This window comes from Methanosarcina sp. Kolksee (assembly GCF_000969945.1).
Taxonomy (GTDB): domain Archaea; phylum Halobacteriota; class Methanosarcinia; order Methanosarcinales; family Methanosarcinaceae; genus Methanosarcina; species Methanosarcina vacuolata.
The window spans coordinates 314,554-331,567 of record NZ_CP009524.1; the positions used below are offsets into that span (position 1 = coordinate 314,554).

At 41.2% G+C, this 17,014-nt stretch carries 17 protein-coding genes and 1 tRNA gene; 12 read left to right on the top strand and 6 right to left on the bottom strand.

The genetic code is table 11. The features are described from left to right. Positions 1-656: 656 nt before the first annotated feature. From mtrE to mtrH, 8 genes are read left to right on the top strand one after another with little or no spacing between them, the layout of a single operon-like run. The gene (gene mtrE, locus MSKOL_RS01460) at positions 657-1,571 is read left to right on the top strand and encodes a tetrahydromethanopterin S-methyltransferase subunit E (protein WP_048153329.1); all 915 of its coding nucleotides are present in this window, start codon (positions 657-659) and stop codon (positions 1,569-1,571) included. Continuing rightward, positions 1,568-2,320 carry a tetrahydromethanopterin S-methyltransferase subunit D gene (gene mtrD / locus MSKOL_RS01465; RefSeq protein WP_048153330.1) on the top strand — a complete coding sequence of 251 codons (753 nt, stop codon included), beginning with the start codon at positions 1,568-1,570 and terminating at the stop codon, positions 2,318-2,320. The genes mtrE and mtrD overlap by 4 nt, the downstream gene beginning before the upstream one ends. A gap of 1 nt (position 2,321) precedes the next feature. Then, positions 2,322-3,125, top strand: coding sequence for a tetrahydromethanopterin S-methyltransferase subunit MtrC (gene mtrC / locus MSKOL_RS01470; protein ID WP_048153331.1), 804 nt, complete (start codon positions 2,322-2,324; stop codon positions 3,123-3,125). Then, complete coding sequence (locus tag MSKOL_RS01475; protein ID WP_048117176.1) at positions 3,122-3,448, top strand: tetrahydromethanopterin S-methyltransferase subunit B; 327 nt, start codon at positions 3,122-3,124, stop codon at positions 3,446-3,448. Before mtrC ends, MSKOL_RS01475 begins: the two co-directional genes overlap by 4 nt. A gap of 1 nt (position 3,449) precedes the next feature. Further along, positions 3,450-4,172 (top strand): tetrahydromethanopterin S-methyltransferase subunit A, encoded by a 723-nt coding sequence (mtrA, locus tag MSKOL_RS01480; RefSeq protein WP_048117178.1) that lies wholly within the window; start codon positions 3,450-3,452, stop codon positions 4,170-4,172. Beyond that, positions 4,172-4,393: a tetrahydromethanopterin S-methyltransferase subunit F gene (locus tag MSKOL_RS01485; RefSeq protein ID WP_048117182.1), complete on the top strand. Its 222-nt coding sequence runs from the start codon at positions 4,172-4,174 to the stop codon at positions 4,391-4,393. Before mtrA ends, MSKOL_RS01485 begins: the two co-directional genes overlap by 1 nt. Positions 4,394-4,406: 13 nt before the next feature. Next, positions 4,407-4,625, top strand: a complete 219-nt coding sequence (mtrG, locus tag MSKOL_RS01490) for a tetrahydromethanopterin S-methyltransferase subunit MtrG (RefSeq protein ID WP_011306266.1) — start codon at positions 4,407-4,409, stop codon at positions 4,623-4,625. Between the two features lie 13 nt (positions 4,626-4,638). Further along, complete coding sequence (mtrH, locus tag MSKOL_RS01495) at positions 4,639-5,589, top strand: tetrahydromethanopterin S-methyltransferase subunit H (protein ID WP_048153332.1); 951 nt, start codon at positions 4,639-4,641, stop codon at positions 5,587-5,589. 213 nt (positions 5,590-5,802) lie between these two features. On the opposite strand, the gene MSKOL_RS20595 is transcribed toward mtrH, so the two are convergent. Next, positions 5,803-6,009 (bottom strand): hypothetical protein, encoded by a 207-nt coding sequence (locus MSKOL_RS20595; RefSeq protein ID WP_197078804.1) that lies wholly within the window; start codon positions 6,007-6,009, stop codon positions 5,803-5,805. Between the two features lie 932 nt (positions 6,010-6,941). Here MSKOL_RS20595 and MSKOL_RS01500 point away from each other — a divergent pair. Next, positions 6,942-8,054: a hypothetical protein gene (locus MSKOL_RS01500; protein ID WP_048153333.1), complete on the top strand. Its 1,113-nt coding sequence runs from the start codon at positions 6,942-6,944 to the stop codon at positions 8,052-8,054. 355 nt (positions 8,055-8,409) lie between these two features. Here the strand turns inward: MSKOL_RS01500 and MSKOL_RS01505 are convergent, their stop codons facing one another. The 5 genes from MSKOL_RS01505 to MSKOL_RS01525 form a co-directional block, all read right to left on the bottom strand. Beyond that, entirely contained in the window at positions 8,410-9,912 is a 1,503-nt protein-coding gene (locus tag MSKOL_RS01505) for an RtcB family protein (protein WP_048153334.1), read from the bottom strand. A 431-nt stretch (positions 9,913-10,343) separates the two neighbouring features. Continuing rightward, positions 10,344-10,784 carry an archease gene (locus MSKOL_RS01510; RefSeq protein WP_048117194.1) on the bottom strand — a complete coding sequence of 147 codons (441 nt, stop codon included), beginning with the start codon at positions 10,782-10,784 and terminating at the stop codon, positions 10,344-10,346. Positions 10,785-11,012: 228 nt separating this feature from the next. Next, entirely contained in the window at positions 11,013-11,624 is a 612-nt protein-coding gene (locus tag MSKOL_RS01515; protein ID WP_048117197.1) for a CDP-alcohol phosphatidyltransferase family protein, read from the bottom strand. A gap of 332 nt (positions 11,625-11,956) precedes the next feature. Then, positions 11,957-12,547, bottom strand: a complete 591-nt coding sequence (locus MSKOL_RS01520) for an aldolase (protein WP_332310032.1) — start codon at positions 12,545-12,547, stop codon at positions 11,957-11,959. 290 nt (positions 12,548-12,837) lie between these two features. Further along, positions 12,838-13,392: a YkgJ family cysteine cluster protein gene (locus MSKOL_RS01525; RefSeq protein ID WP_048153335.1), complete on the bottom strand. Its 555-nt coding sequence runs from the start codon at positions 13,390-13,392 to the stop codon at positions 12,838-12,840. A 332-nt stretch (positions 13,393-13,724) separates the two neighbouring features. Here MSKOL_RS01525 and MSKOL_RS01530 point away from each other — a divergent pair. The 3 genes from MSKOL_RS01530 to MSKOL_RS01540 all read left to right on the top strand — a co-directional run bounded on the left by MSKOL_RS01530 (position 13,725) and on the right by MSKOL_RS01540 (position 16,930). Further along, positions 13,725-13,798 (top strand) — tRNA-Thr (locus MSKOL_RS01530). An 804-nt stretch (positions 13,799-14,602) separates the two neighbouring features. Continuing rightward, entirely contained in the window at positions 14,603-15,562 is a 960-nt protein-coding gene (locus tag MSKOL_RS01535) for an alpha/beta hydrolase (protein ID WP_048153336.1), read from the top strand. 168 nt (positions 15,563-15,730) lie between these two features. Next, positions 15,731-16,930, top strand: a complete 1,200-nt coding sequence (locus MSKOL_RS01540; RefSeq protein ID WP_048153337.1) for an aldo/keto reductase — start codon at positions 15,731-15,733, stop codon at positions 16,928-16,930. Positions 16,931-17,014: the final 84 nt, after the last annotated feature.

The following is a 17,014-nucleotide window of genomic DNA, read 5'->3' on the forward strand; positions in this document are numbered from 1 at the left end:
ATATTGCAGCCAAACAGTTTTTTGTCTTATTATTATTTAATAAAGCAGCCAACATATTTATATATAAATAAATGTTACCAGTCGCACAATCTAATTTTATTTATATATAGTTTTTATATTAAATATATAGTTTCTTATGAAAAATATATTTTGACGATGGGTGCAAACAGTGTTAAATAATTTTTTATATATGACACAGAAAACATACCATCTTCTTTTCTCAAATAAACGAGAAAGTTAATAGATCGTACATTTTATAAATATTTCTAATATAAAAACTACATCGGGAAAACTTATTAATATAAAATTATTAATTATATTCCTGAAAATAAATACAAAAATTCATTAGTTACAATCGGAATCTTTATATTATATTGGGGAGAGTTGAATTTTTTTATTTATATAAATTTACGACTTTGTTTATTTTTACCTGCGCTGGCTGTCTTATAAAATTGATTGTATATTATATAGGCATATAATAATATTTTAAAAGCCTACATATTTCGAAAGGTTTATGAATGATCCTCTCTAATCAAAAAATTAACGCGCGTCATAATCATATTTCTTTGTAATGATATGGCAGACGATTTTAAAAAAATGTACAGCGTTTTTTGAATCCACCTTATTACATGTAATAATACAAAGGAGGAAAATGAATGGAACCACTCATAAGCATGGGAGTGCTTGCACTTATTGGAGTGGCTGCGACCATTGCAGGTGCCTCAGAGGACCTGGAATCTGATATCGGTTCGCAGAGTAACCCTAACTCTCAGGTGCAGTTAGCTCCCCAAATGATGTTTCCCCACAGAATATTTAACAAAGCGATATCTGGAGAACCACCATCAAATGCATTAATGTGTTCGATCGGTGCAGCCGTTGCAACAGTACTAATAAGTGAGTTTACGATGTCCCCACTTTTTGCACTGGTATTTGGTTCCCTCATTGCAGCATGCGTACACGGTACCTTTGCGGTAACTGCTACAATGGGCAGATGTGCCAGTCAGAGTCGGTTCAAGCAGCCGATTTATCTTGATATGATAAGATCTCACACCCCAGCAATTATGGGATATGCGTTCATAACAACTTTCTGTGTTCTAGTGGTATCGTTTTTGATGACCGTTGTACTCGGACACCCCTTCCCGCTAACTATGCTGGCTTTTATCTGGGGTATTACAGTAGGTGCAATTGGATCGTCAACAGGCGACGTCCACTACGGTGCCGAACGTGAGTTCCAGCAGTTTGAATTTGGTTCAGGGCTGAATGCTTCGAACTCAGGAAACATTGTAAGATATGCCGAATCTGGTCTCAGGGATGGTTTCGATAACTCCTGGTTCTGTGCTAAGTTCGGAGGTCCTGTCACAGGGCTTGCTTTTGGTATGACTGTATTCCTGGGAAGCTGGGTAACAACTATTTTTGATCCTGCAAAAGGTCTGACCATGGGATGGCTTTCTGTTGTTGCAGGTGTTGTCATTGTCTTTATTTTAATTATCTGGAACTGGAAGATGGAAGTCGAAGCCCGCAAAGCATTTGGACCTTACAAAGAAGATAAGGCTGAGGAGGCTTCAGCATGATTGACGCTATCTTTGGAAACATTATCTGGATGGCCCTTATCACAATCGGCGGCGTTCTGATTTCCTGGAGTGTTCACTTTGTGCCTGTGGGCGGTGCACCTGCAGCTATGGCTCAGGCAACCGGTATTGGTACAGGTACAGTGCAGCTGGCAGCAGGTGCCGGTCTGACAGGGCTTGTTAGTGCAGGCTTTATGATGAATGTAACAGACAACCTTCCGCTAATTCTTGCCTCAGGCGCAGTGGGCGCAATGATTATGATCGCTGTGACCATGATCGTTGGTACCTGGGTCTATGTTTATGGTGTGGGTGTTGTGCCTGCTTCAGCAAAAGTAAAAGTTGATCCTATTACAAAGTACAGGCAGGACCTTTATGTATCCCAGGGTACTGAAGGGCATGGACTTCCTACAGTAAGTTTTGTGAGTGGAGTTATAGGCGGTGGCCTTGGTGGAATCGGAGGGTCCCTTGTTTACTATTCACTCATAGAAGTGGGTATGAACGCAGGCCTGGAAGCGGTTGGAGTTACCAATTCTGTCACAGGACATGAGCTTGTAGCAGTTGCAGCAATATTCGCAATAGGTATTTTCTTTGTGAACGCTGTAATTCCTTCCTATAACATAGGAGGTACAATTGAAGGGTTCCACGATCCTAAATTCAAAAAATGGCCAAAGGCGGTAGTTTCCTCCCTCGTAGCAACATTACTGTGTTCTATCGTGGCGGTAATTGCAATTGCACAGCTTGGAGGTATCTAAAATGTCTGCAGGTGGAGCAGGAGGAGAAGCCAAAGGCGGTTATCCTCCACAAACAATAATGGCTTTAGGTATAGTCGGCGGCCTTGTCGGAATCTACGTTGGCAACTTCATGCCTCCAGCATATTCTTTCTTCGGAGGAATTGGGGCAATCTGTGCAACGGTCTGGGGTGCTGATGCGGTTCGCCGTGTCGCAAGCTATGGACTTGGTACAGGTGTCCCATCAATAGGTATGCTATCCCTCGGTATGGGTATTATAGCAGCTCTTTTCGGGCTTTCAATAGGAGGTCCTGCAGGGCCCATAGTTGCATTTATTGTAGCAGCAATTATAGGTGGTGTTATTGGTGCCCTTGCAAACAGAGTAATTGGAATGGGTATCCCCATTATGGAACAAGCAATGGTAGAGATTGCAGGTGCAGGTACTCTCGTAATTATCGGGCTGAGCGTCGTCATTGCTGGATCCTTCGATTTTGCTTTAGTTGTCCAAAACGTCGTTGCAAATGGATACATTGCACTGATCTTTATAATAGGTGGTATGGGAATCCTTCACCCCTTCAACGCTAGCCTGGGACCTGATGAGAAGCAGGACAGAACCCTTATGCTTGCTGTTGAAAAGGGAGCAATTGCATTAATAATTGCAGGCTTTGCTTCTTCACTCCATGAAGGACTAATGGCTGCTGGCTTAAACATGCTTGTAGGAATTGTCATCTGGTATTTTGCCTTTAGCAAGCACTACGCACTCATTAAGAGAGATGCATACGCAGTGGTTGGTAGTGGTATGCTGCCAAGTCCGGAGGAACTACAATGAGCATGGTTAGAATAGCTCCCGAGATAAATTTAGTTCTGGACCCAGACACGGGAACCGTGACACAAGAACGGAAAGACTCGATTCAGTATTCTATGGAACCCGTGTTTGAGAGAGTGGACAAACTGGACGCAATTGCAGAAGACCTGCTGAATTCCCTTTCGCCCAGCAAACCGCTTCTTAATTCCTGGCCAGGCCGTGAGAACACCTCCTATATGGCAGGATTTTATGGAAACACTTTCTACGGAGTTGTTGTAGGTCTTGCCTTCAGCGGGCTACTGGCTCTTATCATATATATATCAAGTTTGATGAAAGGGGTGGTGTAAAATGGCAGATAAGAGAGAACCAGCCCCAGGATGGCCTATCCTGAAAGGAGAATATGAAGTAGGCGATGCCAAGAACTGTGTACTGGTAATTACCTGCGGATCACACCTCCCGGGAAAGCCAGTCCTTGATGCAGGAGCAGCCGTTACAGGGTCCTGTAAAACCGAAAATCTTGGTATTGAAAAGGTAGTTGCCCACGTTATCTCAAATCCTAATATCAGGTATCTGCTTGTAACTGGCTCTGAAGTTAAGGGGCACGTTACCGGGCAGTCAATTATGGCCCTCCATGCAAACGGTGTAAAAGAAAACAGGATTGCAGGGGCAGTAGGCGCAATTCCATATGTGGAAAACCTGAATGCAGATGCAATTGCCCGCTTCCAGCAACAGGTTGAGGTTGTCAACCTTCTGGATACTGAAGACATGGGTGCTATTACCTCCAAGGTGAGAGAACTCGCCTCAAAAGACCCGGGTGCCTTTGATGCAGAACCACTGGTTGTGGAAATCAGTGAAGAGGGCGGAGAAGAAGAAGAGGGCGGCGTTGTCAGGCCTGTCTCCGGGGAAATTGCAGTTATCCGGAGCAGACTGAAAGCAATTGAATCCCGCATGCTTGATATAGGAAACTTGAACAAGTTCCACTCAGGAGTTCACGCAGGAAAGATCGAAGGTGCCATGATTGGTTTGACAATAACCATATCCCTGCTTGGGTTCTTACTGCTAGGGAGGTAATGAAAATGGCAGAAGAATACGATAAAGGCGTCCCAATGGTGCTTGCCCCTCAGATGGGCGCGATTGATGCTACTGTTGAGAGCATTCGATATAGAGCACAGTTGATTGCGAGAAACCAGAAGCTGGATTCCGGGGTTGCGGCTACCGGAGTGATCGGCTTTGCAGCAGGTTTCATCTTTTCGCTGCTGATGGTCATCGTACTCCCGTTACTAGTCTGGTGAGAGGTGAAATAATATGGATGGAAAAGCACCAGCAGCATTTGTAGAGCCAGGTGAATTTAACGAAGTAATGAAAAGGCTCGATAAGATCGATGAAAAGATTGAGTTTGTCAACAGTGAAGTTGCGCAAAAAATCGGAAAGAAAGTAGGAAGGGATATTGGAATTCTGTACGGCGGATTTATTGGCCTGCTGCTCTTCCTGATATATACCGTGGTATCATCAATGTTCATGTAAATGAGGGATCAAAATGTTCAAGTTTGACAAGAAACAGGAAGTTTTTGAAATAGGTGGAGTTAAATTCGGTGGACAGCCGGGTGAAAACCCAACCGTATTAGTCAGTACTATGTTCTATGCAAGGCACAAGATTGTGACCGATGAAGATAAGGGTATCTTCGACAGGGCAGCTGCAGAAACCCTCTGGAACACCCAGGTCTCACTGAGCGACGCCACAGGTCTCCCCTATGTGAACCAGATTGTAGGAGAAACTCCTGAAGCGATCAAGCGCTATATCGACTGGTTCATTGAGATTGACGACAGGACACCTTTCCTGATCGACTCCTCAGCTGGAAATGTGCGTGCAGCCGCAGCTCAGTACTGTACTGAAATAGGTGTTGCAGACAGGGCAATCCACAACTCGATCAACGCAAGTATTGAACAGGAAGAAATCGATATTCTCACAGAAAGCGACGTATCAGCTGCAATCGTTCTTGCCTTCAATGCAACCGACCCGACCGTAAAAGGAAAGGTAGATATCCTTGAAGTCGGCGGTTCCGGACAGACCAAGGGTATGCTCCAGGTCGGAGAGGAATGTGGAATAAAGTATCCCATTATCGATGTTGCAGCCATGCCTCTTGGTGCAGGCTCAGGTGCAACAATCCGTTCGATACCCACACTGAAAGCAAAATTCGGATTGCCAATTGGTGGTGGATACCACAACATGGCTTCTGCATGGGACTGGCTCCGCAAATTCAAGAAGACTCAGCCTGACCCCAAGGCAATCTACATGCCTGCAGATATTGGTACCAACCTGGTGGCTCTGATTGCAGGGTCCGACTACCTGCTCTACGGTCCAATCGAGAACGTAAACCAGATTTTCCCGGCTGTTGCAATGGTAGACATCATGCTCGGTGAAACTGCAAAGGAACTTGGTGTCGAGATCGCAGACTTGGAAAACCACCCGGTAACCAAGTTGACATAATCAAAAAGAATAAAATTACAGAGAGTCTCAGGACTCAAAAGCAGAGGAAATTTTCCTTTGCTTTTTTCTTCTTTTAAAAAGTTTTGTAGTATTTTCATCTGATTCAGGTTCTTATTCTTGATTTTTTTGGTTTTGCTTCCCTCAGTGCTTTCTGTATTTATCCTCTATATTACTTTGAGAATATTTTTTGACGTGTCTACTTTCATATTATTTTTATCTACTCTTAAGTCTGATCTCCAGATGATAGGACTTTTCGTTGTTTTGTGTGGCTATCTCCATAGTGTCCTCATAAAAACCAATAGTTATGCCTGTAATTGTTGCAACAAAAAAACTCCACTGTGCCTCATCGGCAGTTGCATTATTTAGCTTCGTGACTAAATGTGATCTTGAATTGAAAATCATTTTGTCATAGGATGGCAAAGAGCCAAAAATAGAATATTTTGGTAAGCCAGGAGATAATGCCAGTGAATAGGAATAATATGAATTTAAGGGCAAATAAGTGTGTTATGGATGAGCTAGAAAGGAAAAGATAATGATAAGCTTCTGTCCTTCATCAGGAGAAAAGTCCCTGGCTGGCTAAATAATCCATCTGAACCTGCCAGGTACTTATGACTCCACTCCCAAACTCGCTTTTTGGGACTGTTATTGCCTCTGAAGATTGTGAGTTTTCAGGAAAATTGTAATAACCTGTGAGTTTTTATCCTGCGCTTAAGCAGGAGCTATACAATCTACTCAGAAACTCACGGCTTTTGAACATGTCAACCTATACTCTCAAAATTAAATTAGGGTAGATAATCGAAGGTTAAACAAACTGTAAGGATAGGGTGAAATCAATAATGCGATCTTCCAGGTTATAGCAGTCCGACTTACATCCCAATGTTTTTAATTTACATATTGTACACTCTCTTAACATATATATATAAAGAGTTGTGAACCAGTACCATTCGTTTCCAGTCGTTTGTCAAGCTTTCAGTTCAACGTTCTAACGAAAATTAATTACACTTTGAAAGTAGGACAACATTCTAAAATATACATCCAGGCAATTCGACGGAATTTATAGGTATGCCAATATTGTTATTATATTTTAAAATTAATCGGGACTTTGGATGGAACGTCTTTTAATCCTAATAATCAAAGAGTAGTAATAAATAGAAAGATTTAATATTCGGTAGCACTTACCAGTATCATAAATAGAGTCCTAAATAAGAACTTTTAGAACTCAAAGTGTACTTCTTAAGAAAAAATGTTTTTCTAAATCTCTAACCGGAAACCACAAAAAGTCCTGAATCTTACGGGCATCAAAACGGATCATAGCATAAATAGCCAGGAAACCGGATCTATCGGGTGGAAATATGCTGATCAGAAAGAACATTTCCCTGGATGATAAATACCTTAAAAAGTTACAGCCCCTTCTGGATGCCAATAATGGAAATTTGAGTGCCGCAGTCAGGGATACCATTGAAGTTGCGGATACAGCTCTTTTATGTCATAAAAGTATTGATGAAGCAATTCGATTTTTAAAAGAAACTCCTGCAAAAGAAGAGTTAAATGAGACAATCCAGAACGGAGAGAACATCGTTATAAATAAAACGATGCTTGAATGGCTGTTCAGGTGTACCAAGGGTAGGCTAACGGATGAGGATCTTGTTAATGAGCTTATCAATCCATTTGAGATCCAGGATATGAAACAACTCGAAGATTACCTTAATAGGGTTTCCAGAAGCTATCAATGGGTAATTCGAACTTCAATAAAGTGTGAAGATATTAATAATCCTGAATCTGCACTGGTACTTATTTCCAACTCGACAGTACACAGTAGAGACTTTTTTGCTCAGCTTGTGGCTCATTTTCTTTCAAGATGGAAACAGCTTGATGTTGAGCATGTTTTCAGGAGATCAAACTCGACCCAGATTTCTTTCAAAAGAAATACCTCTATCTCATCGAACGAAATTATGCCCGGAATCCGGAAGAATTTTGGATATCTTGATATTTTATGTAAGGAGTTGGACGACAATACTGAGTTCTGGACTCAGCTTATGTATACTTATAGTGCTGAGCGGTTCAACCTCGTGACTCTTCATCGGAGCCAGTTTGAAGTTTTTGCAACTGGAGAAGTCCCAAACCCGACAAAAATTCTTGAGCGCCTTTGCAAGCAGTTGATAAGTGAAATGACTCTTCCGGACTTGCTGGTTCATTTTAGAAAAATGTACCTTGCAACTCAGCTTGTCAAAAATATAGAAATCTCCCTTGAACCTGGAAACGAATCAGTAACCATTTTCCATGACTTCAAAGATGAAAGGGTTATTCGTAATCTAGTTAAGTATTTTTCAAATATATTCCGGGAAAACGGCACGCCTTTTGAGACATTTTCATATTCGAGCATGATTGTATTTCGGTTCTTCCAGGGGCGAGAACCTGACAGTTCAGATTTATGTTTGATAGAATCAATGAAAGATCCCGATTAAATTGATTCGAATAACCTGAAAAAGTTCAAAGGTCTACTGGAGTTCAAAGATCTACTGGAGTTCAAAGATCTACTGGAGTTCAAAGATCTACTGGAGTTCAAAGATCTACTGGAGTTCAAAGGTCTACTGGAGTTCAAAGATATATTGGCCAGAACCAGAAAATAACTAAAATATTTTTATGACCCAATTGAAAAAATTCAGGACTAAAATCCAGGGCTAAAATTCAGGGCTAAAATTCAGGGCTAAAATTAAAGGGTAAAATTTTAGCCCGTAGATTAAAGTTCCCATAGAAACTTCAGGTACTGAAGCCTATAATTTCTGACACTTATTGTTTAAACCGGTCGTTTAATCTTAGTTAACCTTTTGTAACCCCCAAAGGAAGGACTCTTGCGACCTTACGGGCAATTCCGAGTTCGTGCACGACATTTACCACTTCGCTGCTGGACTTGTATACATCCGGAGCTTCCTCTGCAATGACTGAAGGATGGGTGGCTCTTACTGTAATGCCCCGAGCTTCAAGGTTTTCTTTTATGCTCTGTCCGCGGAATTCTTTCTTTGCATGTGCTCTGCTCATGACCCTGCCAGCCCCATGACAGGCACTACCGAAAGAAACATTCATAGCCTCTTCTGAACCGCATAGTATATAAGAAGGAGTTCCCATGCTTCCAGGAATCAGCACTGGTTGACCTACATCTCTGTATACGGCCGGGACTTCGGGATGCCCTGGAGGAAAGGCTCTTGTTGCTCCTTTCCTGTGTACATACACCTCTTTTTTCTTGCCGTCCACGGTATGTTTTTCAAGTTTTGCCACGTTATGAGCAACGTCATAAAGCAAATCCATGCCCAGGTCGTCAGCATCTCTCTCAAATATTCTTTCAAACGATTCCCTTGTCCAGTGAGTAATTATCTGACGATTTGCCCATGCATAATTTGCAGCACAGAGCATGGCTTTAAAATAGTTCTGGGCTTCCATTGACTGGGCAGGGGCACAGGCAAGTTGTTTGTCCGGAATTTCTATTTTATAGTTCTTTACGGCCTGAGAGAGTTCCTTTAAGTGGTCAGTACAGATCTGGTGCCCTGCACCTCTTGACCCACAGTGGATCATTACCGTAACCTGGCCTTCTTGAAGCCCAAAGGTTGAGGCTATTTCCTGATCATAGATCTTATCAACATACTGCACCTCAAGGAAGTGGTTGCCGCTTCCAAGAGTTCCTAACTGAGGTTTTCCTCTTTTTCTGGCTTTTGTGCTTACCTGGGCAGGGTCAGCTCCTTCCATATACCCATTAGCTTCACAGTGCTTGACATCAGCTTCTACGCCATACCCGGCTTCTACAGCCCAGCTTGCCCCTTCTAAAAAAGCACTGTCCAGTTCTTTATCCGACGCCCTGATCCGGCTTTTGGAACCAACGCCTGCGGGCACATTACTAAAAAGCTCGTCAGTTAACCTCTTTATGTTTGGAACTACCTCTTCTTTCTGAAGGTTGGTACGGATTAACCTTACTCCGCAGTTGATATCAAAGCCCACCCCGCCCGGGCTGATAATACCTTCTTCTACATCAAAAGCGGCAACTCCCCCTATAGCAAAGCCATAGCCAAGATGAGCATCAGGCATTGCCATGGAGTACTTCTGAATACCAGGTAGGGTTGCTACATTTGCAATCTGGTCGATAGTCTCGGGTTCAATGCCTTCAAGCAAACTCTGGGATACAAACAGGCGGCCTGGAACCCGCATGTTAGGGATGTGGCCAACAGGAATTTCCCATTCGTTTTCGGAAAGCTTCCTGACCATACCCTTTACATCCTTCTGTATATTTTCCGTGCTTAATTCCTCAATAGCTGTATCTTCACTCTCTACCATGATTTATGCTCCCTGCTCCTTCATGCTTTAGATATAATCCTGGAACTACTAATTTATCTTCCGTTTTCCAGGGGTTCTGCATATTAATTTGGAAATGTGATCAAGATATACTGTGTCAGGCTGGATTAGAGCCACAATGAATTTTGGAAACGGATTTAAGATCGGTTCGATATAACAAAGTCGATCTAAATGTTTGATATAACAAAGTCGATCTAAATATGACTGAACCAATTCAGGACTAGATAATTCAACTTGAGATATACTTGAGATATACTTGAGATATACTTGAAATATTATAGTACTTGAGATATTATAGTGCAGAATAGGATAATTCCTATACATGAAGATATGCATGGTGCTAGTAGTTAGAGGAGAAACAGCCAGTATTCGGTGAACCAATTCCGGGAAATCGGAAGAAAACTTCTGCGCCTTTATATATCCACAACAACCTGAGCCTTCCAGCCGTCAGCAGTCTTCGTTATTTCTAACTGGTTATAGGTAACGGCCTTAATTTCAGTCTCAAAGGGGAGTTTTTCTAGATAGTACTTTTTGCCCAGTGCCTGAGCTGTTATTGAATATTCACCTTTTTCTTCCCTTATTTTCTCAACTCGAAACTCCCTAAAAACGATTTCATCAACTTCAAATAGATATAGAAGTTCAGAAAGCCAGTCCACAAGCAGGGATTCCAGGTCAGGTGACTTGAGAAAAATTTCTCTTGCGGTGTCTCCCGAGATTTTTCCTGTATCAATTATGACATTAAACATAGCGAGAGCCGCATTTTCAAATACTTCTTCTCGAGTTTTTCCGTAAGCCTGGAACTTTATATCTGCAGTGTGATCCAGATACTCATACTGTTTTCCTTGAGATGACATAGCCAGGTAATTGTGTTTTTTGTTACATTAACTTATTTACCACATAAATCTGTTTTCAAGCCTAGAATTTCCCTTAACTTGGGTAACGAACCTAAACAACAAACCTAGACAACGAATCTGACAACGAATCTAGACAACAAATCTGGACAATAAATCTGGACAACGAATTGAGACAGAACTCTAATTGAAATAAAACTAAGTTGCAAAATTATTAAAAAAAGGATGTTGTTACTGCAGCTCTTTCCATATATAGTAGATTCTCTGGATTGCTGTTATGTGGCTGGTTACAGCAATCAGAATGACGGCCCAGCCAAGAATTGAAAAACCTGCAATTGGACCTGGAAATACAAAGTTGCCAAAGGCTGCAAGAATTATGACTACAAGTCGGTCAGCCCTGCCCATTATCCCTCCATAGTATCTTCCAAGGCTGAGCGCCTGGGCCTGGGTTCCAAGATAGCTGGTAAGGAGCACACCTACAATTGCCGTAACTCCTAACTGCCAGGAAACGTAACCTGCAAAAAAGATGCTACATATTATAAAAACATCCGAGTAACGGTCAATGACGTGATCCAGAAAGTCACCTCTTGGGGTTGCCCTATTTGATTTCCGTGCAATTATCCCATCAAGGGCGTCAAAAATAGAGTTAAGTATTACCAGGATGCCTGCCAGCAGGATAAATTCCCTGGATGCAGGCGAATAATAAAAACTCAGTCCTGCAAAGAATGCACATATAAGGGAGGCTATGGAAACCGTGTTGGGTGATACCTCATATCTAATGAAATAGTCTGCCAGTGGGTCGATAACTTTTGAGGCAAAAGGTCTCAGGGTGTTAAACGTCATGGTACTCGAGATTTTTCTTTAGGTGATACTCGTAACAGAAAGCTGCTCCAGAAACAGGCGTCTCGTCTTACTCGGTATTCTGGGTTGGATTTGCTTATTTATTCATTTCTGTGTTTACCTGCTTTTTTATATTTATACTTAAGCTGTATGGTTATCCACTTACTCAATAGATAAGTTTACTCATTTTATTTCCTGTTTTTCAAGCTCTTACTTATAAATCGTGGATTAAACAAGCGAACGTTTATGTTTACTCATTTTCTCTTTCTGCTGTCACACTCTTAAGGATAGAAAAGAATCACACGAACAAGCATTTGCAAGCGAGCGTTTATAGTTTATTTATTTTTCTTTTCTGCTTTTGCACGCTCGTACAGGTACTTAACTTTGCAGGAATGCTCAAGCTGCGTGGTCACTATATAGGCGTCTCCAAGTGTTCTTCCGATTGCAAAAGTCCCATGACTGTAAACTATAGCGCCTCTATGCCTTGAGAGCGCATTTGCAAGATTTCCTGCAAGCTTGCGGCTGCCTATCCCTCCTCCTACGACCGGAATCTCCCCAAGGAAGTACTGCCCTTCACTATCTACAGGTGAAATTCTTCCTTCAGGGCCTGCGAGCAGGGACTCAACAACCGCATATGGAGCATGAGCGTGAATGATTGCAAGTGCTGAGGTCTGCCTGTAAATCTCCCTGTGCACGACAGCTTCAGAAGATGCAATTATATCCAGGGAAGAAGTGTCCCAAACGTCAACTTCAACAACGTTATTTTCTGTAATTTCATCAAGTGCGGCGCCTGTCCGGGTGATAAGCATCCTGTCGCCAGCTCTGAGGCTGATATTTCCAAAGTTGGATTCAACAAGCCCGTGTTCAACCAGCTTGCGCCCATATTTTGAGATTTCCTGCCACATCGTAAGCGGTATATTACACATTTGGTTAATAATACATATTGCTTAGAAGTTTGCGGTTATGTTTCTAAAAAAGACTCTAATAATTCTTCTTTTCTTCTTAAAGTCTAAAAAATCTGAAACTATAATCCATTTAATCTTTTTAATTTTATGAAACTTCACCTGTTTTGAGCGTATGCTTAATGGGCACACTAACCTCATCTCTATTCTTCAAAAGATCCTTTGGGTCCTTGTGGTCACCAATAACAAGAGCCTTTAAAATACTATATCTGCCTTTCTTCTAAGAATATTACACAAAAAGGAAAAATTAATGATTACGTCCTTTCAAGAAATTCTATGAAAGAATCTAAATTCTGCTCTTTCATTTGAATACAAAAATCATTATTTTTGTCTATATTTTTATATTGTTCGTACATGGAAGTTAATTGATTATACATTGTTGAGTTTATTGATTTATACCATTGCGCATAATCGTAAATTATGTTAACAGACATCGGACACAATAACAACGTTAAACCAAATCCTGCATCCTCATCCTGAAATATTACAAAAGGGAATGTTCTACATGCTTCCGATCTGTTATCGTATATTCTACATTTCGAGTTTATCAATAATGGGCACTGCTCGACGGCATTTATTGCTTTATAACATCCTTCCAACTCTGATTTTACCGCATTCGATTTTAAAATATTCACACTTTCTCTATCTGCATTTTTTAAAATTTTCTCATATTCTTTTCTATGAAAGTCAATAATATGATGTTTGCAGCAACTCGCATTACATGATTCAGGACAGATATAATGTTTAAGTATGCTTTGAGTTTTTGAGAGTAACCAGTCGTGTTTTTCAATACGTTGTCTTCGATCCATGGCCAAGCCTCGTAAACTTCCTTTTTCCACATCTCATAAAGTCTTTTTCTTTCCTGAGCTTCTTTGCTACTCTCAATAATGTCTCTACTTTCTCTCTGCTTCAAGAATATGAATCATAGGAGTCGGATCCTTCTATTAGTTACCCTGGATATAATGTCTTAAGCGAGATAGACACAGGACTCTCTGAGGTCTATGTACTATAACCTCTGGTACCCGGCAAAAAAGAGAATAGATCACAGGCAAATAAAGACGGCTGGCTTCCGGATAAAGAATCCGGCCATAAAGTTTATCTGTGAGTATTGTATTTAGGTAAGTCGCAGTATTTTACAATTGCCTCGTTGGCTCAGCCCGGTAGAGCGAGTGACTTGTAATCACTAGGTCGCGTGTTCAAATCACGCACGGGGCTTTTTACTAATTTTGAATCCAGCTCTTCGCTGTTTTGTATGGGTAACTTTTATTCATCTCCTAATAACCTATCCGAAAAGTGGTTACCTGCTATAACTTTTACGATATGCAATATGCAAAATCGACACGGGTGCCCGGGTATTTATACCTATTGTAACTTTTCGATGTGCATTACTGATTTTTCGGATAGGCTCTAAATGCTAAAGTAACATGTCTAATATCTAGAAACACTTGTTATGGAAAATCATATTCAAGCTTCATGTTTCTCTTTTTGACCTGGCTACTTCCTAACTGAGCAATTATTATCAATCCGCACAAAACAGCGAAGAGCTTTTACTCCTATTCCAAAGAGTCAGTTTGGGTGGGAACAGGTACTTGTGACAATATGAGTGTTCAAAAACGTTTAAAGTCATTGAAAAATACGCCGATATCCTTATTCGTAAGGAGCTAATTTGGCATGAAAGTATGGAATAAAACTGGCTCTCAATACTCCTTTTGGTTTTCTGCTCCTTATCAAATTTAAGTCTTCTATGGCAATTTACTGATTAGTTTAGCGATGGTTTGAAAAACCAAAATTAGGACAACATTACTACCTAAGTTAATGACGAAATCGATAGTAAAAAAGGGTACGGTGAAAAGTACTTTCATTTCTTTGTGCCTGTTATTCGAAGAATTTCATGTGTGTTTTTTATGAGTGGCTAGTCAATCATAAAATACATATACTAAAAGCCATATCATTACTGACTGTTCAGTCAGTCAGTGGCGATATTATGTGATACAATTCTAATATTCAGGAGAATTAAAAATGTCGGGAAATATGGAATCTAAAAATGAATCAAGTATGAAAACTTTTGAACTCAGTGAAAAAGTAACTGTAGAAAAAGTATCCTATAAAACCCGATACGGAATTACCGTTGTAGCAGACATGTACTTGTCAAAAGATATGGATGAGTCAAAAAAATATCCGGCAATTGTCATAGGAACGCCTTATGGAGGTGTAAAAGAGCAAGGTGCTGGTATTTACGCACAGAATCTGGCAGAACGAGGATTTGTTGCCATTGCGTTCGATGAATCTTTTAATGGCGAAAGCAGTGGTGAACCAAGACATGTCTCTTCCCCGGATATATTTGTTGAAGATTTTATCGCGGGAGTAGATTTTTTGGGAACACGTCCTTTCGTGGACAGGAACAGGATTGGTGCTATCGGTATCTGTGGAAGTGGTGGATTTTCAATTACTGCAGCTCAAGTTGACCCACGTATCAAAGCAGTTGCTACTGCAAGTATGTATGATATAAGTAGCATGATAAGAGATGGATTTGGGAAAACAATGACTGATGAACAGCGTGCTCAAACTTTAGTTCAGTTGGGCGAGCAGCGATGGAAAGACTTTGAGAATGGCACTCCAGAAGTGCCGGTGGGTTTTCCAGGTGAACCAGCTGATTCAATTCCAGAAGGATTAGATCCAATTTCAAGTGAATTTTTTGAATACTACGGAATGGAGCGTGGACATCATCCTAATGCAGGAGCTGCATTCACTATTACAAGTAGCATGTCATTCATGAACTTCCCTTTGATGAACTATATTGATACCATTTCACCAAGACCAATTTTGTTCATCATCGGTGAAAATGCTCACTCAAGATATTTCAGTGAAGATGCCTATGAAAGAGCTGCCGAACCCAAAGAACTCTACATAGTTCCGGGAGCAAGACATATTGATCTGTACGACAGGACCGACATGATCCCATTTGACAAATTGGAATAATTCTTTGCAAAAATCTATGTTAAAAAAATGAACAGAGAAGTGTTCTACAAACCGAAATTTGAACAATTATCTGGAGATGGCAGGCTGGATACTTTTTTTCGGTCTCGCCTGTAAGTGATTAGTCAATCACAATGCCGCTAAACAATTCAAAAATTCAGGAGAATTAAAATGTTATACAGAAAAATGCCAAAGAACGGGGACGAGCTCTCGATACTTGGATTCGGATGCATGCGCCTCCCCGTAAAAAAAGACGGTAGTATAGATGAAGAAAGAGCCAGCAAGCAGGTGCGCTATGCAATCGACCAGGGTGTAAACTATATTGATACTGCCTGGCCCTATCACATGGGAGAGAGCGAGCCTTTCTTAGGTCATGCCCTTGCCGACGGATACCGTGAAAAAGTGAAACTCGCAACAAAACTTCCTTCGTGGCTTATAGAGAGCCGAGAAGATATGGATAGATTCCTCAATGCTCAATTAGAGAAACTCAAAACCGACCACGTTGACTATTACCTTATCCACGCTCTTGTTGGTGACCTGTGGGACAATATTGAAAAGCTTGATGTAGCTGATTTCCTTGACAAAGCCAAAGCTGATGGCCGAATAATTAACGCAGGTTTCTCCTTCCACGGTTCGGGAGAAGACTTCAATCGAATAGTGGATGCCTATGACTGGGACTTTTGTCAGATCCAGTATAACTTCCTGGACGAAAAGAATCAGGCAGGTACCAGGGGTTTGGAATATGCAGCTTCAAAAGACCTTGGAGTAATCATTATGGAGCCCCTCCGTGGAGGAAACCTCACAAATCCAGTACCCTCTGCTGTAAAAGAGATCTGGGATGAGGCTCCGACGAAGAGGACCGCTGCAGAATGGGCTCTTCGCTGGGTATGGAATCACCCAGAAGTCACTGTTGTCCTCTCTGGAATGAATGAGGAAACACATATTGAAGAGAACCTTAAGGTGGCAGGCGAGGCTTACCCGAATTCCCTGACAGAAACTGAACTGCAGCTAATAAAGAAAGTCGAACAGAAGTACCGTGAACTGATGAAAGTAGGCTGTACAGGCTGCAGATACTGTATGCCCTGTCCATCAGGGGTGCATATTCCACTCTGTTTTGAATTATATAACAATCTCTACATGTCTAGCAATGTAGACAGTGTAAAGTTTCTCTATGCTGAACATTTAAGCGGTACTTTATCAGTTGGAGAAACCGGATATGCATCCCAGTGCGTACAGTGTGGACAGTGCCTTGAAAAATGTCCCCAGCATATAGATATACCAGCGATGCTTGACTTGGCTGTAGAAAAACTTGAAGGACCTGATCTGGAAAAGAGAGTTTCAATGGTAAAAGAGATGTTCAAACAGATATAACAGCAGGGACAATTCTACATGAAATAGCAAAATGAAGATATTGTTTAATCTTTAAATAAAAGTCAGACTAAACGATATCTTCAT